The sequence below is a fragment of the Mycobacterium sp. KBS0706 genome (assembly GCF_005938675.2).
Classification (GTDB): domain Bacteria; phylum Pseudomonadota; class Alphaproteobacteria; order DSM-16000; family Inquilinaceae; genus Inquilinus.
On sequence record NZ_VCCH02000111.1, the window covers coordinates 1 to 21,931 of the forward strand.

Here is a 21,931-nt window from a genome sequence, read left to right on the forward strand (position 1 = left end):
TCTCTACCGCTCGGTGTCGGCCTTCGCGCCGATCGCGGCGCCGTCGCACTGCCCCTGGGGGCAGAAGGCGTTCGGCAACTATCTCGGGCCGGACCAGTCCACATGGGCGCAGTGGGACGCGACGGCGCTGGTGGAAGGCGGGGCGCGCTGCCCGGACCTGCTGATCGACCAGGGCGAGGCGGACCAGTTCCTGGAGCGCGAGTTGCACCCGCATCTGCTGGAGGCCGCTTGCAAGGCCGCCGGGCAGCCGCTGACCCTGCGCCGCCACCCCGGCTACGACCATGGCTACTACTTCATCTCCACCTTCATCGCCGATCACATCCGCCACCATGCCGGCGTGCTGAACGGATAGGCCGGTGCCACCCCCTCACCCGAAATCGCCGACGCGATTTCGACCTCTCCCCAAGGAGAGGTAAAAAAGGCCAAGACTCCTATTCCCCTCTCCCGTGGGGAGAGGGAGGGGCCCGACGCCAAAGGCGGCGGGAGGGTGAGGGGGAGCCGGCCCCGCAGGACTTGACCCGGCCGGGCAGACAGTGTCGACAGTTGCCTCTCAACCATCGCCCAGGGAGTCCCGCCATGACCGATCCGGTGCGCGTCCTTGTCGTCGGCGTCGGCCATATGGGCCTGTCGCATGCCCTGGCCTATCACCGGCTGGACGGGTTCGAGATCGTCGGCCTCGTCGCCCGCTCGATCGCCCAGGCCGACCTGCCGGGCGAGCTGGCCGACTATCCGCGCTTCGCCGATTACGGCGCGGCCCTGGCCGAGACGCGGCCGGATGCCGTCTCGATCAACACCTGGACCGACACCCATGCGGAGTTCGCGCTGCAGGCGATGGATGCCGGCGCCCATGTGTTCATGGAGAAGCCGATCGCGACCACGGTCGAGGATGCCGAGCGCGTCGTCGCCCGCGCCAAGGAAACCGGCCGCAAGCTGGTGATCGGCTATATCCTGCGCGTCCACCCCTCCTGGGTGAGGTTCATCGAGGTGGCGAAGACGCTGGGCAAGCCGCTGGTGATGCGGATGAACCTGAACCAGCAGAGCTCCGGCCCCTCCTGGACCTGGCACAAGAACCTGCTGCAGTCGCTGTCGCCGGTGGTCGATTGCGGCGTCCATTATGTCGACGTGATGTGCCAGATGACCGGGGCCAAGCCGGTGCGGGTGCACGGCATCGGCGCCAAGCTTTCGGACGAGGTCGCGATCCACAATTACGGCCATCTGCACGTCGTGTTCGACGACGGCTCGGTCGGCTGGTACGAGGCCGGCTGGGGCCCGATGATGAGCGAGGTGGCCTATTTCGTGAAGGACGTGGTCGGGCCGAAGGGCTGCGTCTCGATCGTGGTGCCGCAGGACGGGCAGGGCGAGGCCAAGACCGACGCCATCTCCGATTCCGCCGATATCGACCAGCACACCAAGACCAATGCGCTGAAGCTGCACTCCGCCGCGATCGACGGCAGCAACCACTTCGTCGACAAGGACCGCTGGATCACCATGGCCGACGAGCCCGGCCACCAGGAGCTGTGCGACCGCGAGCAGGAATTCTTCCTGCGCGCGATCCGCGAGGACCTGGACCTGACCGATTCCATGCAGGCGGCGATCGACAGCCTGCGCATCGTGCTGGCGGCGGATGAGAGCTTCCGCACCGGCGAGGTTGTGAAGCTCAGCTGAGGATATGCCCATGCCGGCCGCGGATCACGGCGCACCTTCCGACTCCGGCCGCGGCGGCCCGCCCGGCGTGGTCATCGTCATGGGCGTCTCCGGCTCGGGCAAGACCACGATCGGCAAGCAGCTGGCCCGCCGCATGGCCGGGGTGTTCGCCGATGCCGACAGCTTCCACCCGCCGGCCAATATCGAGAAGATGAAGGCCGGCCATCCGCTGACCGACGAGGACCGCTGGCCCTGGCTCGACGCCATGGCGGCGCAGATCGGGCAGTGGCTGGCGGATGGCCAGCCGGCGGTGCTGGCCTGCTCGGCGCTCAAGCGGGTGTATCGCGACCGGCTGGTCGCCGGCTGGCCGCAGGTGGCGTTCCTCTACCTGTCGGGGTCGGAGGCGGTGATCGCCACCCGCCTGGCCAACCGCAAGGGCCATTTCATGCCGCCCTCGCTGCTGCGCAGCCAGTTCGACACGCTGGAGCCGCCGGGCGAGGGCGAGCGGGTGGTGACGGTCGATATCCGCCACCCGCCGCGCCGCATCATCGACATCGCCGCCCGCAGGCTGGGGCTGCCGCAGCCGCCCGCCACTCAACAGCCGACGGGCTGACAGGCCGGAGCCCCCCTCACCCGAAATCGCTTCGCGATTTCGACCTCTCCCCTGGGGAGAGGTAAGGGAAGCGCGGCTCCTATTCCCCTCTCCTTGGGGAGAGGGAGGGGGCCGGCCCGCTTGGGCCGGGAGGGTGAGGGGGCTATCCCGCCGTCAAAGGCATCACGGCGGGCGCCAACCGCTCGCTCAGCGCCTCCTCCAGGTGATCGACCGCGCGGTCCAGCCGGCCGAGATGCGGCGCCCGCACCACGCTGATGGCGAAGTCGAAGCGGAAGCCGGGCAGGTCGATGCGGCGCAGTTCGTCGCGCGAGGTGAAGGGGGCGCTGCGCCGCGATGGCAGCACGCCGAGGCCGAAGCCGGAGCGGATCAGCGATTGCTGGATCGCCAGATCGTGCACCTCGGCCGAGATCCTGAGCTCCAGGCCCTCCCGCGCGAACAGCGCCTCCAGCGCCGGCCGGACGTCGCAGGAGTCGCGCGGGCTGACCACCCAGTCGCAGGCGGCCAGCTCGACCAAAGACGGCCGGCGCGGCAGGGCCAGGCTGCGGCCGCCGACCACCACCAGCTTCTCCTGCCCCACCACCCGGCCGGGATAGGGCGCGGCGCTGTCCTGCAGCAGCACCACCGCGGCGTCCAGCCGGCCGCGGTCGAGATCGCCCAGCAGGGTGTGCGCCAGCCCGCCGGTCAGGCGCAGCGACAGGCGCGGAAAGCGCTGGCGCAGGTCGCGCAGCAGCGAAGTGAAATCCGCCTCGGCGAACGCATGCAGCACGCCGATGCCCAGGCGCAGATCCCCCTCCGGCTCGGCCGCCTCGCCGGTGCCGGCCTTCAGCTCCTGCACCGCCGCCAAGATGGCGCGGCAGCGCTCCAGCGCCGCCAGGCCGGCCGGGGTCAGCCGCGGCGGCTTCACCCGCCGGTCCAGCAAGGTGGCGCCGAGATGCTGCTCCAGCCGCTGGATCTGCCGGGTCACCGCCGGCTGGGTCAGCGGCAGCCGCTCCGCCACCCGCTGGATCGACCCGGTCTCGGCGAGCAGCACGAAGGCGCGCATCTCGTCCAACATCATGCCGGCCCATCATGAAGTTTGTGAAAACAATGAATTTGAAGATTAGCCGACGGAGGGCGATGTCTCCAGCGCAATATCCTGGAGCGAAGCGATGAAGGCGTTGGTGATCGAAGAGGGCGAGGGGCTGGACCGGCTGCGCCCGGCGGACCTTCCGGTGCCGGAGCCGCGGCGGGGCGAGGTGGTGCTGCGGATGCGCGCCGCCTCGCTGAACTATCGCGACCTGGAGATCGTGCGCGGCAATTATCACGCCGGCTTCGCGCTGCCGATGGTGCCGCTGTCCGACGGCGTCGGCGAGGTCGCGGCGGTGGGCGAGGACGTCACCCGCGTCGAGCCCGGCGACCGTGTGGCCACGACCTTCTGGCAGGGCTGGGTCGCCGGCGATTTCGAGGGCATCGAACGGGCGGTGCCGCTGGGCGGGCCCGGCCCCGGCGTGCTGGCGGAATATGTCCGGCTCGACGCCGAGGGCGTGGTCGCAGTGCCGGAGCACCTGACCGACGCGGAGGCGGCGACGCTGCCCTGCGCCGCCCTGACCGCCTGGACCTCGCTGGTCGCCGAAGGCGGGATCAAGGCCGGCGACACGGTGCTGGTGCAGGGCACCGGCGGCGTCTCGGTCTTCGCCCTGCAATTCGCCGTCGCCGCCAGCGCCCGGGCGATCGTCACCTCCTCCAGCGACGAGAAGCTGGAGCTGGCACGGGCGCTCGGCGCCGTTGGCACGGTGAACTACCGCACGACTCCGGAGTGGGATTCGGCGGTGCGCGACCTGACCGGCGGCCGCGGCGTCGACCATGTCATCGAGGTTGGCGGCCCCGGCACCTTCGCCCGCTCCCTGGCCGCGATCCGCACCGGCGGCCAGATCAACGTCATCGGCTATCTCGGCGGCAAGTCGGCCGAGGTCAACCCGATGCAGATCCTGTTCCGCCGTGCCCGCATCCGCGGCATCCCGGTCGGCTCGCGCGACAGCTTCGAGGCGATGAACCGCGCCATCGCCGCCACCGGGTTGCGGCCGGTGATCGACTGCAGCTTCCCCTGGACCGAGGCGCGGGAAGCCCTGCGACATCTCGCATCAGGCCGGCATTTCGGCAAGGTTACGCTGGCCTTCTGAGGGCTCAAGCGCCGCCCAGCAGAATTGTCACAATTCAAGGGGTTGGCAGATACGGTTGAATCACTAGGTTCGGTGGGAACCCATCGATCTCCGGAGAGACAGCCCGCCGATGCCGCGGACCTGCCGCCCCTTTCTGCTGCGTGTCGCCGCCCTGGCCGTACTGGTCCCGGCGGCGATGCCGGCTGCCCAGGCCCGGCCCGACGAGGATTACGGCGCGGCGCCGCAGCCGTCCGGCTTCATCCCCCCGGCCACGGTCACCTTCGACATTCCCGCCGATCCTGGCCCCACCCGCTGGCGCCGGCCGCACCGGCCTTGGACCCCGACGCCGGCAGATGCCTATGCCGCGCCCGATCTCGGCTTCGGCTCGGTCACCGGCCAGCGCGACGTCAAGGGCGCTGGCTCGGTCGGCGCGACGCTGCAGTCGCAGACCCCGGGCTTCGTCGCCACGACCGGGGTCACCTTCGACATCCCGGCCGATCCCTATCCCGGCTTCGCCCAGGGGTGGGACCGGACGGACATGGCCCAGCGCACCGCCACCGGCAAGGCGCAGGCCAGCTTCGGCCTGACCGCGCTGCCCTGGTTCGTGCCGTTCTGGCAGTCGGCGCGGGTCGAGGCCAGCTTCGACCCGCAGGCCGGCGAGGGCACCGGGCAGCTGGCGGCGGTGCTGTCGCGCGCCTGGTCGGTCATCGGCCTGTCGGGGTCGTTCGAGGACCGCTATGCCGTCACCCGCGGCGGGCTGCTCGGCCCCGAGGCGCCGGTGACCAGCTGGGAGATCGACCGCAACACCCGGCTGGAGCTGCCCTGGCACACCACGGCGCTGCTGCTCGGCGGCCAGGTCAACAGCACCGACCGGCGCCTGACCGGCAGCGTCGGCGCCGAGCAGACGCTGTTCGGCCCGCTCAAGGCCAGCGCCGCGCTGGTCGACATCGGCAGCGAGCAGCCGGGCGTCAAGTTCACCGCCGGGTTCTCCTTCAGCTGGTAGCGGCGGACCCCGGCCGGTGCCGGGGGCGTTCTCCGGGGAGACGAACCACCCGGAGGCGCCCCTCATGACGACCGACCCGGACCGGACGACCCGGCACCGCACCATCGCGATCGACAATACCCGCATCTTCTACCGCGAGTCCGGGCCGCCGGACGCGCCGGTGCTGCTGCTGCCGCACGGCTATCCCTGCTCCTCCTTCCAGTACCGGCACCTGATGCCGGCGCTGGCCGACCGCTGGCGCACCGTGGCGCCGGACTTCCCCGGCTTCGGCTACAGCGACACGCCGGAGGACTTCGCTTATGACTTCGACGGCTACGCCGGTTTCCTCGAGCGCTTCACCGCGGCCCTGGGCCCGGACCACTACGCCCTTTATCTGCACGATTACGGCTCGCAGATCGGCCTGCGCCTGGCGATCCGGGCGCCGCAGCGGATCGCCGCCCTGATCATCCAGAACGGCGACATCTACGAGGACCAGCTGGGGCCGAAATACGCGGCGCTGCTCGCCTATTGGCAGGATCCGACGCCGGAGCGGCGCGAGGCGCTGGCCGCGGCGGTCAGCGAGGAGGGGTTCCGGGACGAGTTCATCGGCGAGGTGGCGGACCGTCTGGTCGAGCGGATCAGCCCCGACCTCTGGCGCCTGTCCTGGCCGCTGCAGCAATCGCCGCGGCGGCGCGAGATCATGGTCCGGCTGATGGAAGGGCTGCGCGGGAACCTCGCCTGGTTCCCGCGCTACCAGGCCTATCTGCGCCGGCACCGGCCGCCGGCCCTGATCGCCTGGGGGCCGCAGGACGGCTACATGCCGGAAGGGGCGGCGCGGGCGTATCTGCGCGACCTGCCGGAGGCCGAACTGCATCTGCTGGACGGCGGCCACTGGGCGCTGGAAACGAATCTCGGCGAGATGGTGGCGCTGATCCGCGGCTTCCTGGGCCGGGTGCACGCGCCGGCCTCCGGCTAGCTCCGACCGTCCCGAAGCCACTGGTCCAACCGGCCGGACAGGATCATCTTGCGCTCCGCCAACAACTCTGAGAGAGTGGTCTAGACCACTCATCCAGACCGGCGATCGAGACGTATGGGAACCGAGACCGCATCACGCCGCTTCAGGGGCATCGACGCCTGGGAGGATGCGGAGATCCTCGACGCGCTGCTCGAATCCCAGCTCGCCGCCGTCGCCTCGGTGCGGCCGGCCCTGCCGGCCCTGGCCGCCGCCGCCGCCGATGCGGCGCCTCGGCTGCGCCGCGGCGGCCGCCTGGTCTATGCCGGCGCCGGCACCTCCGGCCGGGTCGCGGCGCAGGACGGGTCGGAGTTGTTCCCGACCTTCGGCCACCCGCAGGACCGGCTGGCCTATCTGATCGCCGGCGGTGCCACGGCGCTGAGCCGGCCGGTGGAGAATGCCGAGGACGACGCCGAAGCCGGCCAGGCCGAGGCCGCGGCGCTGCGCCTCGGCCCCGACGACGTGGTGATCGGCATCGCCGCCAGCGGCGGCACCCCCTACACCCGCGCCGTGCTGCAGGAAGCGGCCCGCGCCGGCGCCCTGACCATCGCCGTCGCCTCCAATCCCGGCGCGCCGATCTTCGGCGACGCCGCCCATGCCGTGCTGCTGGCGACGGGGGAGGAGCCGGTCGCCGGCTCCACCCGGCTGAAGGCAGGCACGGCGCAGAAGGTGGCGCTCAACCTGTTCTCGACCCTGGTGATGACCCGGCTCGGCCATGTCTATGACGGGCTGATGGTCGACATGCAGCCGACCAACGCCAAGCTGAACGACCGTTCGGTGCGCATGCTGCGCGCCATCGTGCCGGTCGACGAGGCGGCGGCGCGGGCGGCGCTGGACGCGGCGGGGCAGAACGTCAAGCTGGCCGCCCTGGTGGCGCTGGGCGACAGCGCCGAGCACGGGCGCCGGCGCCTGGACGCCGCCGGCGGCGATCTCCGCCGCGCCCTGGCGGCGAAGCAAGGTTCCTAGAGACAGCGGGCGGGTTGCCGCCCGTGAGCAACGGCGAAACGCCGAACAGAGGAGGCAGTTGCACATGTCCCATTCATTCCTGCGCGGCGCGTTCCTGGCCGGGGCGGCGCTCGTCGCCGTCTCGGGCCAGGCCATGGCCGCCGACGCGACCCTGACCATCGAGAGCTGGCGCAACGACGACCTGAAGGTGTGGCAGGACACCATCATCCCGGCCTTCGAGAAGACCCACCCCGGGATCAAGGTGGTGTTCTCGCCCACGGCGCCGACCGAATACAACGCGGCCCTGAACGCCAAGCTCGAGGGCGGCACCGCCGGCGACCTGATCAGCTGCCGGCCGTTCGACACCTCGCTGGCGCTGTTCCAGAAGGGTTATCTCGCCCCGGTCACCGACCTGAAAGGCATGGACACCTTCTCCGACGTGGCCAAGAGCGCCTGGATCACCGATGACGGCAAGTCGCTGTTCTGCGTGCCGATGGCCTCGGTGATCCACGGCTTCCTGTACAACAAGTCGGTGTTCGAGTCCGAGGGGCTGACCCCGCCGAAGACCGAGGCCGAATTCTACGCCCTGCTCGACAAGATCAAGGCCAAGGGCGAGGTGGCGCCGCTCGACATCGGCACCAAGGACCAGTGGGAGGCCGCGACCATGGGCTTCCAGAACATCGGTCCGAACCTGTGGAAGGGCGAGGAAGGCCGCAAGGCGCTGATCGCCGGCAAGGAGAAGTTCACCGACAAGCCCTATGTCGAGGCCTTCGAGGAGCTGGCGAAGTGGAAGCCGTACCTGCCCGAGGGCTATGAGGCGCAGGCCTATCCGGACAGCCAGAACCTGTTCACCCTCGGCCGCGCCGCGATCTACCCGGCCGGGTCCTGGGACATCGCCGCCTTCAACGCCCAGGCCGACTTCAAGATGGGCGCCTTCCCGCCGCCGGTCGAGAAGGCGGGCGACAAGTGCTACATCAGCGACCACACCGACATCGCCCTCGGCATGAACACCAAGACCAAGAACCCGGAGGCCGCCAAGGCCTTCCTGGAATGGCTGGCGACGCCGGAATTCGCGGACATCTACTCGAACGCGCTGCCGGGCTTCTACTCGCTGTCGAACCACCCGGTCACGGTCAAGGACCCGGTGGCGGCGGAGTTCCTTGGCTGGCGCAAGACCTGCGAATCCACCATCCGCAACTCGTACCAGATCCTGGGGCGCGGCACGCCGAACCTGGAGAACGAGCTGTGGAACGTCTCGGCCCAGGTGATGAACGGCACGCTGACGGCGCAGCAGGCGGCGGAGCAGATCCAGAAGGGTCTCGACTCCTGGTACAAGCCGGCCGCCAAGTGATCTGACCCCGGCGCAGGACGCGCGGCCCGGCTGTCCCGGACCGCGCGTCCCCGCGCCCGTATTGATAGGCTGTTCCCATGGCCAGCACCCAGACCGCCGAGCTGCCTCGCGCCCAGATCGCGGGCCGCCGCGGCCGCTTTCCCTGGCACGTCGTCGTCTTCCTGGCGCCGGCGACCCTGATCTACACCGTCTTCATGGTCTACCCGCTGCTCGACAGCCTGCGGCTCAGCCTGTTCACGCGGGACGAGGCGGGGGTGGAGAGCTTCGCCGGGCTGGCCAATTACGCGGCGCTGTTCTTCGACCCGCAATGGTCCGACCGGTTCTGGAACGCGCTCGGCAACAACGTGCTGTTCTTCGCCGTGCACATGCTGGTGCAGAACCCGATCGCGATCGGCCTGGCGGCGCTGCTGGCCCTGCCCAAGCTGCGCTTCACCAACACCTACCGCACCCTGATGTTCACGCCGACGCTGCTGTCGGTGGTGATCATCGGCTTCATCTGGAAGCTGATCCTGTCGCCGACCTGGGGCGTCGCCAAGTCGATGCTGGGGACGGTCGGTCTCGGCTCGCTGTTCGCGCCCTGGCTGGGGCAGGAGCATAGCGCGCTGATCACCCTGGCCCTGGTCTCGGTCTGGCAATGGGTCGGCATGCCGCTGCTCCTGACCTATGCCGCGCTCCTGAACATCCCGGACAGCCTGACCGAGGCGGCGCGGGTCGACGGCGCCGGCCAGATGACGATCTTCTGGCGCATCAAGCTGCCGCTGATCTGGCCGACCATCGGCATGGTCACGATCCTGACCTTCGTCGGCAACTTCAACGCCTTCGACCTGATCTACGTCGCCCAGGGGGCGCTGGCCGGGCCGAACTTCGCGACCGACATCCTCGGCACCTTCTTCTACCGCACCTTCTTCGGCTTCCAGCTGCAGCTGGGCGACCCGACCATGGGGGCCGCGGTGGCGACGATCATGTTCCTGATCATCCTGGCCGGCGTCATGACCTATTTCTACCTGGTCCAGCGCCGCCTGCAGCGTTACGAGCTCTGACCATGGCCGCCAACCGCTCTCCCCGCGCCTCGACCGCCATCGTCCATGCGGTGCTGCTGGTCTACACCGTGATCGCGCTGTTCCCGATCGTCCTGGTGCTGTTCAACGCCTTCAAGTCGCGCAAGGCGATCTTCAGCCAGCCGCTGGCGCCGCCCGGGCCGGACACCTTCAGCCTGATCGGCTTCGACACGGTGCTGACCCGGTCCGATTTCGGCCTGTATTTCGGCAACAGCCTGACGGTGACGCTGGCGACCCTGTTCCTGGTGGTCTTCCTCGGCGCCATGGCCGCCTGGGCCCTGTCGGAATACAGCTTCAAGGGCAATGCCGTGCTGGCGCTGTACCTGGCCGTCGGCATCATGATCCCGATCCGGCTCGGCACCGTCTCGATCCTGCGCCTGATCGTGTCGCTCGACCTGATCAACACCCTGGCGGCGCTGATCCTGGTCTACACCGCGATGGGGCTGCCGCTGTCGATCTTCATATTGTCGGAGTTCATGCGCCAGATCCCGAAGGAGCTGAAGGATTCGGCGCGCTGCGACGGCGTCGGCGAATACCGCATCTTCTACCGCATCATCCTGCCGCTGGTGCGGCCGGCCCTGGCGACGGTGGCGGTCTTCACCATGGTGCCGATCTGGAACGACCTGTGGTTCCCGCTGATCCTGGCGCCGGGCGACGGCACCCGCACCATCACCCTCGGCGTGCAGCAATTCGTCGGCCAGTACGTCACCGACTGGAACGCGGTGCTGGCCTCGCTGACCCTGGCCATCATCCCGGTGCTGGTGCTCTACGCCTTCTTCTCCCGCCAGCTCATCGCCGGCCTGACCCAGGGGGCGGTGAAGGGGTAGGGGCGGGCAGCATCCGCGCCCGGCGCGGGCGGGCTCCCGAATTTTCGCAGGGCTTTCGGCTTGTCGGCGGGCGGCGGGCGGCGCTACCGTCCCCCGCTTCCAACTTTCCCGGGATCCGGACCCATGGCCTTCCTCGCCGCCTCGCTCGCCCGCGTCAAGCCGTCGCCGACCATCGCCGTCACCACCAAGGCGGCCGAGCTGAAGGCGGCCGGCCGCGACGTCATCGGCCTCGGCGCCGGCGAGCCGGATTTCGACACGCCGGACAACATCAAGCAGGCCGCGATCGCCGCGATCCAGGCCGGCAAGACCAAATACACCGCGGTCGACGGCACGCCGGAGCTGAAGAAGGCCATCGCCGCCAAGTTCCTGCGCGAGAACGGCCTGAAATACGAGACCAGCCAGGTCACCGTCGGCACCGGCGGCAAGCAGGTGCTGTACAACGCGCTGCTGGCCACGCTGGATCCGGGCGACGAGGTGGTGATCCCGGCCCCCTACTGGGTCAGCTACCCCGACATGGTGCTGCTGTGCGGCGGTACGCCGGTGCCTGTGGTCTGCCCGGCGGAGCAGGGCTTCAAGCTGCAGCCGGCCGACCTCGAGGCCGCGATCACGCCGAAGACCAAATGGCTGATCCTGAACTCGCCGTCGAACCCGACCGGCGCCGCCTACAGCTTCACCGAGATGAAGGCGCTGACCGACGTGCTGCTGCGCCACCCGCATGTCCATGTCCTGACCGACGACATGTATGAGCACCTGGTCTATGACGACTTCAAATTCGTCACCCCGGCCCAGGTCGAGCCGAAGCTGTACGACCGCACCCTGACGCTGAACGGCGTGTCCAAGGCCTATTGCATGACCGGGTGGCGCATCGGCTACGCCGCCGGCCGGCCGGACCTGATCAAGGCCATCGCCAAGGTGCAGAGCCAGTCGACCTCCAACCCGTCCTCGATCAGCCAGGCCGCGGCGGTCGAGGCCCTGAACGGCCCGCAGGACTTCATCCCGCGCCACAACGTGGTGTTCCAGCAGCGCCGCGACCTGATCGTGTCGATGCTGAACCAGTCGGCCGGGCTGACCTGCCCGCGGCCGGAGGGCGCCTTCTACGTCTTCCCGTCCTGCGCCGGCACCCTCGGCAAGAAGACCCCGGACGGCAAGGTGATCGAGACCGACGAGGATTTCGTCACCTATCTGCTGGAGGCCGAGGGCGTGGCCGTGGTGCAGGGCTCGGCCTTCGGCCTGGCGCCGTTCTTCCGCATCTCCTATGCCACCGCAACCGAGGCGCTGCAGGACGCCGGCGAACGCATCCAGCGCGCCTGCGCCGCGCTGCGCTGAGACAGGGCCCAATGGGCCCGGCGCCGGGCTGCGTCCCGGCGCCGCTGGCCCCCGCCGCGGTGTCGCGGTAACGTTGGCCCGCCTGGCTGCGAACTACAGGTGAGACCGCTCGCGGTCGGATGGTTCGGGTCAAGGAGAACAGGCCGATGCTGATCAAGCGCAATCCGGGGTGGCGGATCCCCGAAAGCCAGGCGACGCCGGAATCGGTGTATGTCAACCGCCGGCGCCTGCTGCAGGCGATGGGCCTCGGCGCCGGCCTGCTGGCCACCGCCGGCGCGGCGCTCAGCCTGCGCCCGGCCCGCGCCGCCGCCCCCGACCCGACCGCGGATCTCTACCCGGCAAAGCACAACGGCCGCTACACGCTCGACCGGCCGCTGACGCCCGAGAAGGACGTCACCACCTACAACAACTTCTACGAATACGGCTCCGACAAGGACATCTGGGAGGCGGCGCAGGAGCTGAAGATCCGGCCCTGGACCGTCAAGTTCGAGGGCATGGTCGAGCAGGAGCGGGAGGTCGACATCGACACCCTGATCCGCGCCATGCCGCTGGAGGAGCGGCTGTACCGCCACCGCTGCGTCGAGGCCTGGTCGATGGCGGTGCCCTGGACCGGCTTCCCGCTGAAGGCGCTGGTCGACTACGCCAAGCCGCTGTCCTCGGCCAAATATGTCCGCATGCAAACGTTCCAGAACGACGAGGCGCCGGGCTTCTCCCAGGTCTTCTACCCCTGGCCCTATGTCGAGGGCCTGACCATGGCCGAGGCGACCAACGAGCTCGCCTTCATGGTCACCGGCCTCTACGGCAAGCCGGTGCCGCGGCAGAACGGCGCGCCGCTGCGGCTGGTGACACCGTGGAAATACGGCTTCAAGTCGATCAAGAGCATCATCAGCATCGGCTTCACCGACGAGCGGCCGGTCAGCTTCTGGGAGCAGCTGCAGAGCAGCGAATACGGCTTCTGGGCCAATGTGAACCCGGAGGTGCCGCATCCGCGCTGGAGCCAGGCGATGGAGCGGGTGGTGGGCACCGGCGAGCGGGTGCCGACCCTGCTCTACAACGGCTACGGCGAATACGTCGCCGACCTTTACAAGGGGCTGGCGAACAGCGAGCGCCTGTTCACCTGACCGGCGCGGGCGGTTCGGCAGGGGGGGCGACACCCCCTTTATGCGATGGGATCATGGCGCCGGCCGGAGCCGGACCATGATCCCGCGGCCTGGCCCGGATTCTGCACAAAAAAAGGGCCGGAAACGCGTTCCGGCCCGAGTCAAACAGGGAGGCTTCACGTCTGGGAGACGCAAGGAGCCGGCAGTGCCGGACCCTTGTTCTTGCTGCGCTGCAGCACGAACGCCCTTAAGATAGGCATTCCGTGGGCGATTGGTAACCAGTTTCTACCAATGCTTTTATGCGCGCTTTGCATAGCTCGCTGTGAGGCATGCAGACCCCAGGGAATCTGCCACTTTTTCAGGTGCTTTTGCACAGATTTCAGACATTTGTCGTGTTTTTCTCAGGTTCAAGCCCTGGAAAAGCGGGCGAAAAGTCCTACGAGTGGCCCGCGCACTCCCCGCGACGCCGGTTTTCGGCACGCCACGGGTGCCGTCGCAGTCCCCGCACCGTCATGGCGAGGCGCGAAGCGCCGCGGCCATCCAGAGGGCGGCGACGCTGGATGGCCACGCCCCTGCGGGGCTCGTCATGACGATGGTAAGGTCGGTGGCGCAAGCCCCGGCCGGTGGTATCAGAACTTGCTCTCGGCCACCTTGCGGACGAGGAAGTCGCGGAACACCGCGATGCGCTTGGAGTGGCGCAGCTCCTCGGCATAGACGAAATAGGCCTCGGTGGTCGGCCCGGTGACCTCGGGCAGCACCCGCACCACGTTCAGGGTCGGGTCGACCATGAAGTCGGGCAGGGCGGCGAGGCCGAGGCCGCTGCGCACGGCGCGGTAGATGGCGTACTGGTTGTTGACCTTGAGCGCGATCTTGCGGCCGCCCGGCGGCGGGCTGCCGACATGGGCCAGCCAGTTGATGTCGGCGATCGGCCCGCGCGCATCGTCGCCATAGACGATGATCGAGTGCTTGTTCAGGTCGTCCAGCGTCTGCGGGATGCCGTTGCGCTTGAGGTAGTCGACCGACCCGAAGATGTGGATCTTCACCGTCATCAGGTGGCGCTGGATCAGGTCGGGCTGGCGCGGCGGCGTCATGCGGATCGCCACATCGGCCTCGCGCATGCCCAGATCCAGCTCCTCGTCGTCGATCAGGACGGTCAGGTCGATGTCCGGATAGGCGGTCAGGAACTCGCGCACCCGCGGCGTCAGCCAGGTCGAGCCGAAGGCGACGGTGGTGGTGATCTTCAAGGGGCCGCGGGCGTGGTCCTTGCTCTCGCTCAGCTGCGCCTCGGTCATCGACAGCTTGGCGAAGACCTCGCGCGCGGTGCGGAACAACAACTCGCCCTGCTCGGTCAGGATCAGGCCGCGGGCATGGCGGTGGAACAGCGGGACCTTGAGGCTCTCCTCCAGGGCGCTGATCTGGCGGCTGACCGCCGATTGGCTGAGGTTCAGCTTCTCGCCCGCATGGGTAAAGCTGCCCGCGTCAGCGACGGCGTGGAAAACGCGCAGCTTGTCCCAGTCCATTCTCCGGCACCCGTTCGTTTCTTGCGCGGGCGACAAGGGCGGGATGGTCGATATACCAGCGCTCGGCGTCGCGCCTGCGAATCACACTATATACACTATGAGGGGCACCCCCAACCCGATGCAAGCAAAGCTTGGGTCGGACGGGAACAATATTTCACCTGGATTCGATCGATAGGGGGGATATCCCCCCTATCGTCATCGTCCTTATCAAAAGAGGGTTCGCCCCGCCCGGACGGGTGGGCTCAGCCCGCGGCCGCGGCGGGCTCGGCGACCGGGCGAGTGTCGCGGTCGGCGATCCGCGCCAGATGGCCGGTGCCGGCATGCTCGGACAGGAAGCGCTCGGCCTCCAGCGCCGCCATGCAGCCCATGCCGGCCGCGGTCACTGCCTGGCGGTAGATCCGGTCCTTGACGTCGCCGGCGGCGAATACGCCGGGAATGTCGGTCGCGGTCGAATCCGGCGCGGTCAGGATGTAGTTGTCGGCATCCATGCGGACATGGCCCTTGAACACCGCGGTCGCCGGGTCGTGGCCGATGGCGACGAAGACGCCGTCGACCGGCAGCACCGTCTCGGCCCCGGACTTGGTGTCGCGCAGCCGCACCCCGGTCACCGTCTCCGGCGTGCCGGCGCCGACGATCTCCTCGACCGTGTGGTTCCACACCACCTCGATCTTGGGATGGGCGAACAGCCGGTCCTGCAGGATGCGCTCGGCGCGCAACTGGTCGCGGCGATGCACCAGCGTCACCTTGGTGGCGTGGTTGGTCAGGTACAGCGCCTCCTCGACCGCGGAGTTGCCGCCGCCGATCACGGCGACCTCCTTGCCGCGGAAGAAGAAGCCGTCGCAGGTGGCGCAGGCGGAGACGCCGCGGCCCTGGAACTGCTGCTCGCTCGGCAGGCCCATCCAGCGCGCCTGGGCGCCGGTGGCGATGATCACCGAATCGGCCTCGTAGACCGTGCCGGAATCGGCGGTGCAGACGAAGGGCCGGCGCGAGAAGTCGACCTCGGTGATCAGGTCGAACTCCAGCCGGGTGCCGCAATGCCGGGCCTGGGCCTCCATCTGCTCCATCAGCCAGGGGCCCTGGACCACGTCGGCGAAGCCGGGATAGTTCTCGACATCGGTGGTGATGGTCAGCTGCCCGCCGGGCTGCAGCCCCTGCACCAGGATCGGCTCCAGATTGGCGCGCGCGGCGTAGATCGCGGCGGTGTAGCCGGCCGGGCCGGAACCGATGATCAGGACCTTGGTGCGATGGGTGGCCGGCATGGCGTGACAATCCGCTGCGGGGAAGTGTCATCGATAGATAGCCACCGGCGGCGCCTGGGGCAAGGCGACGCGGGCCAGGGGTGCAGGCGCGGCGGTCAGGCCGGGGCGAACAGCGCCCGCACCCGCTCCGCCGCCCGCGCGGTGTCGTCGAGCGGCGCGTAGCTCCACTGCTCCAGCTGGCCGGCGAAGGGGCGGGTGATGCCCGCGGCCGCCAGCGCGTCGTGGAAGCGGCGGTGCTTCGGCGCCAGCTCGGCCCAGTTCACGACATGCACCGGCTTGCCGGTGGTCGCCGCCTCCGAGGTCATGTTGATGCTGTCATTGGTGACGATCACGGCATCGGCCAGGGCCAGGAGGCCGAAATAGGGGTTGGCGCCGGTGCCGTCCCAGATCCAGGCCGGCAGCCCGTCCAGCGCCCGGCGCAGCGCCGCCACCTCGCCCGCCGGCGTGCGCCGGCTGGTGGTGACCATCAGCCCGACCCCGCTGCGCGCCAGCTCGGCCAGCTGGCCGGCGAGTCGCACGACCGCGCCGTCCGGCACCGCCACCGATTTGCTGCTGCCGCCGATCAGCACCGCGGCGCGTGGTCGCGGCAGCCGGCCCAGCACCGGCTGCCACTCCGCCGCGGCCGCGGCGAGCCGGGCCGGGGTGACCGGGTTCAGCGCGCCGCTGGTGGCGCAGACATTGGGACCTTTCAATCCATCGTGACGGGGCGTCACGATCAGATCGAAACGCCGCGGGTTGACGCCGGGACGAAATATTTGCACAAGGCGCGTCCGATGACCGCTGGCCCGCTTCACCGCAAGGGCGGGATACACGCTCTGCCGGCCGGCTGCGATCAGCAGGTCGGGCCAGGGCGGCCCGTCCAGCCCGAAGCCGGCGGCGGGCCGAACGGGATCGAGAAGCCGATGCCAGCCAGGGCGAGCGCCGAGTCGGACCACCTCCGGGACGATGCCGAGCGCCTCCGCCAGGCCCAGGCACTGGTTCTCGTTCGCCGGGCGGCCATCCGACACCACCCACACCCGCAGGGAGCCGATGCCGCTCGTCCCCGCGCGCGGCGCCGCGCTCATCCTGCCAAACCCTCCCCGCGACACAGGATTGCGCTTGCGCCCGGCGAAAGTCCGGCAATATCCTTGCGCGTAATCACGGAAGTCCTTTCATGAGAGAACCCATGCGCCGTGTGAAGCTCGATCGCATCGACCGCCGCATCCTCCGCGACCTTCAGGACGACGGCCGCATGACGAATGTCGAGCTGGCGCGCCGCGCCGGCATCTCCGCCCCGCCCTGCCTGCGCCGCGTCCGGGCGCTGGAGGAGGCGCATTACATCCGCGGTTACCACGCCGACATCAACCCCGAGGCGCTGGGCTTCGGCGTCACCGTCTTCGCCCAGGTCGGGCTGACCAGCCAGGCCGAGGCCGACCTGCGCAAGTTCGAGGAGCTGGTCGGCAGCTGGCCGCTGGTCCGCGAATGCCACATGCTGGCCGGCGAGACCGACTTCCTGCTGAAGATCGTGGCCGAGGACTGGGACAGCTACCAGCGCTTCCTGACCACCCAGCTGACCTCGGCGCCGAACGTCAACCACGTCAAATCGGCCCTGGCGATCCGCACCGCCAAGCTGCTGCCGGGCGTGCCGATCGATGTCGACGCCAAGGACCACCATCGCGACGAGTGATCCGCGTCGGTCGCGCAGGGTCCTTCCGGCTTCTCTTATCGCATTCTCTTCTAAGCTCCCCCTCCCCTTGCGGGAGGGGGGCAGGGGGAGGGGTCTGCGCGCGTCCGCGCGCGATTGGGCATGGAGCGGCCTCGCCGTCTTGGGGAGAGCCAGGGTTCGGGCGAGCGGAAAGAACCCCCTCCCCCTAGCCCCCTCCCGCAAGGGGAGGGGGAGGATTAAAGGCATAAGTGGAGTCGGGTGGCTGGGTTCTGAAAAGGTCCCGCAGGCGGGAGAGGCAATCGGACCGCGTCCGGCAGATGTGTAAATGCCGTAGCGCGCGGGGAGGGGAGATTCGTTTTCTTTGGCCGGTCTCGTACGCGCCGGTCTCACTTGGGCCCGCCCTCTTCCGCGACCCGGGTGCCGGGCGGCGGGTGGTCGAGCAGGACCTGGCGCAGCGACTCGAACTGCTCCGCCCGCGGGTCGCTCTGGCGCCAGGCCAGGCCGATCATGCGGCCCGGCGGCGTGCCGTCGAAGCCGGCATAGCTGACCAGGCCGCCGACGCTGGCCTCGCCCAGGGTCGCCAGCCGCGGGAACAGGCTATAGCCGGCGCCGGCCGCGATCATCTGGCGCAGCGTCTCCAGGCTGGTGCTGTGCCGCTTGCCGCCCGGGCCTAGTGCGCCGCAGACAGACAGCGCCTGGTCGCGCAGGCAGTGCCCGTCCTCCAGCAGCAGCAGGCCGTCGCGCGGCAGCTCGGCGATGCGGGCGGCGCCGTCCGCCGCCACCGGCCGATCGGCCGGCTGGGCCAGCACGAAGGGCTCGAAGAACAGCGGCGCGGTGGCGATCTGCGGGTCGGCCACCGGCAGCGACAGGAACACCAGGTCCAGCGCGCCGTGGCGCAGCGCCTCGACCAGCTGGTAGGTGCGGCCCTCATGCAGCACCAGCTCCAGCCGCGGGAAGGCCCGGCGCAGCGGCCGCAGCATGTGCGGGAACAGGTAGGGGCCCAGCGTCTCGATCGCGCCCACCGTCAGGGGCCCCGACAGCGGCGCGTCCAGCTCCTGCGCCAGCGCCATCAGCCGCCGCGCCTCCAGCAGCACGCGGCGGGCCTGGGCCAGGATGACCTCGCCCTTGGCCGTCACCAGCACGGTCTTCGGCCCGCGCTCGAACAGCGCCAGCCCCAGCGTCTCCTCCAGCTTGCGGATCTGCATGCTCAGCGCCGGCTGGCTGACGCCGCAGCGCTCCGCCGCCTGGCCGAAATGGCGCAGCTCTGCCACGGCGACGAGATATTCGAGATCGCGGAGGGAGAGGCCAGAAAGGGTCATGACGGCAAAGGCATTCTCTGACTCAAGCATTGCCGCCTTCACTGTCATGCCCGGGCTTGACCCGGGCATCCAGGAGATGTCGATGCCGCTCTGGGTGGCCCCTGGATTGCCGGGTCAAGCCCGGCAATGACAGTTGGAGGAGGACGGAGTCACCTTACGATAAGAAATCTCTATCTGCTAGATCGGATAGATCGATTGGAACTTATCGAAGTGACAGGCGAGGCTGCGGGCAGACACAGGAGCCTGCCATGCCGCCAGCCGTCGCCCCCCGCCGTCGCATCGCCCTGGTCCTGCTGCAGATCGGCGGGCCGGACCGGCTGGGGGCGGTGGGACCGTTCCTGCGCAACTTCTTCTCCGACCCCGAGATCATCCGCCTGCGGCGCCTGCCCCGCGCGGTGGTGGCGCGGCTGATCGCCTGGCGCCGCACCCCGGTCGCGACCGGGATCTACCGCCAGCTCGGCGGCGCCTCGCCGATCCTGGGCCAGACCTGGGCCCAGGGCTGGGCGGTGGCCGAACGGCTGGCCGATCTCGGCGAGGTCCGACCCTTCGTGGCGATGCGCTACTGGCACCCCTTCGCGGCCGAGACCGCCGCGGCGGTCCGCGACTGGCGGCCGGACGAGATCGTGCTGCTGCCGCTGTATCCGCAGTATTCGACCACCACCACCCGCTCGGCCCTGACCGACTGGGCGCAGGCCGCCCGCGAGGCGGGACTCGCGGCGCCGACCCGGACCGTCGACGCCGCGCCCGCCGATCCCGGCTTCGTCGCTGCCCAGGCCGATCTGATCCGCCGCGCCTGGCCGCGGGACGGCGCCCGGCTGCTGTTCACCGCCCATGGCCTGCCGCTGTCGATCGTCCAGGCCGGCGACCCGTATCCCGGCCAGATCCGCGCCTCGGCTGCGGCGGTGGTGGCGGCGCTCGGCCTCCCCGGCCTCGACTGGCGCATCGCCTTTCAGAGCCGGGTGACCCCCCAGCAATGGCTGAAGCCGGACACGGAAGACGAGGTGAAGCAGGCCGGGCGCGACGGCGTCGGCCTGGTGCTGGTGCCGATCGCCTTCGTCTCCGAGCATTCCGAGACGTTGGTCGAGCTCGACATCGAGTACCGCGCGGTGGCGGAGGCCGCCGGCGTCCCGTCCTTCATCCGCGTCCCCACCGTCGGCCTGCATCCGGCCTATATCGCCGGGCTGGCGGTCCAGGTCCGGCACGCCCTCGGCGCCGGGTCGCTGCAGGCGGCCGCCTGATGCGCCCGGCCCTGAACGCGCTGCTGGCCGATCTCGCCCGCCACGGCGCCAGCCTCACCCTGCAGAACGGCCGGGTCGGCGTGCAGGGCGAGCTGCCGGTGGAGGTGCTGCTGCGGCTGCACCGCTATCGCCGCGACCTGCTGCCCCTGGTCGAACGCGGCAATCACTTATCGCGCCGATAAAGACGATCGATTTCCCTGATCGAAGCGCAACGGCAATCCTCTTCCCATGGCGGACACCCCGCCCGACAGGAGCCCTTGATGACCACCCTGACCACCACCTTCGGCGCCCCGGTTCCGGACAACCAGAACTCGCTGACCGCCGGCCTGCGCGGCCCGGTGCTGATCCAGGACTTCCACCTGATCGAGAAGCTGGCGCATTTCAACCGCGAGCGGATCCCGGAGCGGGTGGTGCACGCCAAGGGCGCCGGCGCCTACGGCACCTTCCGCGTCACCGCCGACGTGTCCAAGTGGACCCAGGCGAAGTTTCTGTCGGCGGTCGGCAAAGAGACCGAGGTGTTCCTGCGCTTCTCCACCGTCGGCGGCGAGAAGGGGTCGGCCGATGCCGAGCGCGACCCGCGCGGCTTCGCGCTGAAGTTCTATACGGAGGACGGCAACTACGACATCGTCGGCAACAACACGCCGATCTTCTTCCTGCGCGACCCGCTGAAATTCCCGGACTTCATCCACACCCAGAAGCGCAACCCGGCCACCAACCTGAAGGACCCGACGGCGGTCTGGGACTTCGCCTCGCTGTCGCCGGAATCGCTGCACCAGTTCACCATCCTGTTCAGCGACCGCGGCACGCCGCGCAGCTACCGCCACATGGACGGCTTCTCCAGCCACACCTTCAGCTGGATCGACGCCGCCGGCCGGCGGGTCTGGGTCAAGTATCACTTCAAGACGAAGCAGGGGATCCAGAACTTCACCGCCGAGCAGGCGACGGCGATGACCGGCATCGACCCCGACCACGCCACCCGCGACCTGTTCGCCGCGATCGAGGATGGCGACTTCCCGGCCTGGACGGTCTCGGTGCAGATCATGACCGAGGCTGAAGCGGAGAGCTTCCCGATTGATCCGTTCGACCTGACCAAGGTCTGGCCGCATGCCGGCCACCCGCTGATCGAGATCGGCGAGCTGGTGCTGAACCGCAACCCACAGAACTACTTCGCCGAGGTCGAGCAGTCGGCCTTCAGCCCGGCGAACGTCGTGCCCGGCATCTCCTTCAGCCCGGACAAGATGCTGCAGGGCCGGCTGTTCGCCTATGGCGACGCGCATCGCTACCGCCTCGGCGGCAATCACGGCCTGCTGCCGGTCAACCGGCCGCACGCCGCCGCGGCCAGCAACTACCAGCGCGACGGGGCGATGCGCTTCGACGACAACGGCCGCGGCGCCGTGAACTACGAGCCGAACAGCTTCGGCGGGCCGAAGCAGGACCCGGCGGCGGCCGAGCCGGCGCTGCCCCTGCGCGGCGCCGCCGACCGCTACGACCACCGCGCCGGCAATGACGATTACAGCCAGGCCGGCGATCTGTTCCGACTGCTGGATGACGGCGCCCGCGCCCGGCTCTTGGACAATCTCGCCGGCGCGATGCGCTCGGTGCCGGAGGCGATCCAGCGCCGCCAGATCGCCCATTTCGCCAAGGCCGACCCGGCCTATGGCGCCGGCGTGGCCGAGCGCCTGGGCCTGGCGGTTGCCGCCGCGGCCTGATCGCCCCAATGGGCGGCGGTCATGGCTCTGTGGGGCGGCCGTCCCGACTCGCCCGCCATCCTCCGGGATGGCGGGCCTTTTCCGTCCGGGATCCGGCACCGGTGCGGTAAACGCAATGTTCATAGTATTATCCGCGATTCATGTTCATGATACGTTCTATGAACAACGCGCAGACCGATCAGACAACAGAACCCCCGGCCACGCCCGAGGAGGAGCGTGCCGCGCGGCATCTGCGCATGCTGGCT

21 protein-coding genes are annotated in these 21,931 nt (G+C 69.5%); 16 read left to right on the plus strand and 5 right to left on the minus strand.

Annotation, left to right across the window (positions count from 1 at the left end):
• The 3 genes from FFK22_RS35610 to FFK22_RS35620 form a co-directional block, all read left to right on the plus strand.
• Positions 1-352 (plus strand): alpha/beta hydrolase-fold protein (locus tag FFK22_RS35610; protein WP_306770223.1); only part of this gene is annotated, 352 nt, incomplete at its 5' end.
• Positions 353-576: 224 nt separating this feature from the next.
• A complete protein-coding gene (locus tag FFK22_RS35615; RefSeq protein ID WP_138892733.1) occupies positions 577-1,665 on the plus strand; it encodes a Gfo/Idh/MocA family protein in 1,089 nt (362 codons plus the stop codon).
• Between the two features lie 10 nt (positions 1,666-1,675).
• Complete coding sequence (locus FFK22_RS35620; RefSeq protein WP_138892734.1) at positions 1,676-2,257, plus strand: gluconokinase; 582 nt, start codon at positions 1,676-1,678, stop codon at positions 2,255-2,257.
• A gap of 142 nt (positions 2,258-2,399) precedes the next feature.
• On the opposite strand, the gene FFK22_RS35625 is transcribed toward FFK22_RS35620, so the two are convergent.
• The gene (locus FFK22_RS35625; protein ID WP_138892735.1) at positions 2,400-3,314 is read right to left on the minus strand and encodes a LysR family transcriptional regulator; all 915 of its coding nucleotides are present in this window, start codon (positions 3,312-3,314) and stop codon (positions 2,400-2,402) included.
• A gap of 91 nt (positions 3,315-3,405) precedes the next feature.
• Between FFK22_RS35625 and FFK22_RS35630 the strand changes: the two genes are divergently transcribed.
• The 9 genes from FFK22_RS35630 to msrP all read left to right on the plus strand — a co-directional run bounded on the left by FFK22_RS35630 (position 3,406) and on the right by msrP (position 13,017).
• Positions 3,406-4,416 carry an NAD(P)-dependent alcohol dehydrogenase gene (locus FFK22_RS35630; protein WP_138892736.1) on the plus strand — a complete coding sequence of 337 codons (1,011 nt, stop codon included), beginning with the start codon at positions 3,406-3,408 and terminating at the stop codon, positions 4,414-4,416.
• Between the two features lie 109 nt (positions 4,417-4,525).
• The gene (locus FFK22_RS35635) at positions 4,526-5,398 is read left to right on the plus strand and encodes a hypothetical protein (RefSeq protein WP_138892737.1); all 873 of its coding nucleotides are present in this window, start codon (positions 4,526-4,528) and stop codon (positions 5,396-5,398) included.
• A 64-nt stretch (positions 5,399-5,462) separates the two neighbouring features.
• Positions 5,463-6,353 carry an alpha/beta fold hydrolase gene (locus tag FFK22_RS35640; RefSeq protein WP_138892738.1) on the plus strand — a complete coding sequence of 297 codons (891 nt, stop codon included), beginning with the start codon at positions 5,463-5,465 and terminating at the stop codon, positions 6,351-6,353.
• 114 nt (positions 6,354-6,467) lie between these two features.
• Positions 6,468-7,355: an N-acetylmuramic acid 6-phosphate etherase gene (locus FFK22_RS35645; protein WP_138892739.1), complete on the plus strand. Its 888-nt coding sequence runs from the start codon at positions 6,468-6,470 to the stop codon at positions 7,353-7,355.
• A 64-nt stretch (positions 7,356-7,419) separates the two neighbouring features.
• A complete protein-coding gene (locus FFK22_RS35650) occupies positions 7,420-8,685 on the plus strand; it encodes an ABC transporter substrate-binding protein (RefSeq protein ID WP_138892740.1) in 1,266 nt (421 codons plus the stop codon).
• 77 nt (positions 8,686-8,762) lie between these two features.
• Positions 8,763-9,725: a carbohydrate ABC transporter permease gene (locus FFK22_RS35655; protein ID WP_138892741.1), complete on the plus strand. Its 963-nt coding sequence runs from the start codon at positions 8,763-8,765 to the stop codon at positions 9,723-9,725.
• Positions 9,726-9,727: 2 nt separating this feature from the next.
• Complete coding sequence (locus FFK22_RS35660) at positions 9,728-10,570, plus strand: carbohydrate ABC transporter permease (RefSeq protein ID WP_138892742.1); 843 nt, start codon at positions 9,728-9,730, stop codon at positions 10,568-10,570.
• Between the two features lie 123 nt (positions 10,571-10,693).
• Complete coding sequence (locus FFK22_RS35665) at positions 10,694-11,896, plus strand: pyridoxal phosphate-dependent aminotransferase (protein ID WP_138892743.1); 1,203 nt, start codon at positions 10,694-10,696, stop codon at positions 11,894-11,896.
• Positions 11,897-12,042: 146 nt separating this feature from the next.
• On the plus strand, positions 12,043-13,017 hold the full coding sequence (gene msrP / locus FFK22_RS35670; protein ID WP_138892744.1) for a protein-methionine-sulfoxide reductase catalytic subunit MsrP: 975 nt from the start codon (positions 12,043-12,045) through the stop codon (positions 13,015-13,017).
• A gap of 608 nt (positions 13,018-13,625) precedes the next feature.
• Here the strand turns inward: msrP and FFK22_RS35675 are convergent.
• The 3 genes from FFK22_RS35675 to FFK22_RS35685 form a co-directional block, all read right to left on the minus strand.
• Entirely contained in the window at positions 13,626-14,516 is an 891-nt protein-coding gene (locus FFK22_RS35675; protein ID WP_138892745.1) for a LysR family transcriptional regulator, read from the minus strand.
• Positions 14,517-14,758: 242 nt separating this feature from the next.
• Positions 14,759-15,775 carry a thioredoxin-disulfide reductase gene (gene trxB / locus FFK22_RS35680; RefSeq protein WP_138892746.1) on the minus strand — a complete coding sequence of 339 codons (1,017 nt, stop codon included), beginning with the start codon at positions 15,773-15,775 and terminating at the stop codon, positions 14,759-14,761.
• A gap of 95 nt (positions 15,776-15,870) precedes the next feature.
• Positions 15,871-16,839: a mitochondrial fission ELM1 family protein gene (locus tag FFK22_RS35685; protein ID WP_138892747.1), complete on the minus strand. Its 969-nt coding sequence runs from the start codon at positions 16,837-16,839 to the stop codon at positions 15,871-15,873.
• A gap of 101 nt (positions 16,840-16,940) precedes the next feature.
• Here FFK22_RS35685 and FFK22_RS35690 point away from each other — a divergent pair, with 101 nt between their 5' ends.
• Complete coding sequence (locus FFK22_RS35690; protein ID WP_138892748.1) at positions 16,941-17,441, plus strand: Lrp/AsnC family transcriptional regulator; 501 nt, start codon at positions 16,941-16,943, stop codon at positions 17,439-17,441.
• Positions 17,442-17,806: 365 nt separating this feature from the next.
• Here FFK22_RS35690 and FFK22_RS35695 read toward each other — a convergent pair whose 3' ends face one another.
• Positions 17,807-18,739, minus strand: coding sequence for a LysR substrate-binding domain-containing protein (locus FFK22_RS35695; RefSeq protein WP_138892749.1), 933 nt, complete (start codon positions 18,737-18,739; stop codon positions 17,807-17,809).
• 248 nt (positions 18,740-18,987) lie between these two features.
• Between FFK22_RS35695 and hemH the strand changes: the two genes are divergently transcribed.
• The 3 genes from hemH (at position 18,988) to FFK22_RS35710 (ending at position 21,686) form a co-directional block, all read left to right on the plus strand.
• Complete coding sequence (gene hemH, locus FFK22_RS35700) at positions 18,988-19,977, plus strand: ferrochelatase (RefSeq protein ID WP_138892750.1); 990 nt, start codon at positions 18,988-18,990, stop codon at positions 19,975-19,977.
• Positions 19,977-20,159 (plus strand): hypothetical protein, encoded by a 183-nt coding sequence (locus FFK22_RS35705; protein ID WP_138892751.1) that lies wholly within the window; start codon positions 19,977-19,979, stop codon positions 20,157-20,159. The genes hemH and FFK22_RS35705 overlap by 1 nt, the downstream gene beginning before the upstream one ends.
• A gap of 78 nt (positions 20,160-20,237) precedes the next feature.
• The gene (locus FFK22_RS35710) at positions 20,238-21,686 is read left to right on the plus strand and encodes a catalase (protein ID WP_138892752.1); all 1,449 of its coding nucleotides are present in this window, start codon (positions 20,238-20,240) and stop codon (positions 21,684-21,686) included.
• The last annotated feature ends 245 nt before the right edge of the window (positions 21,687-21,931 follow it).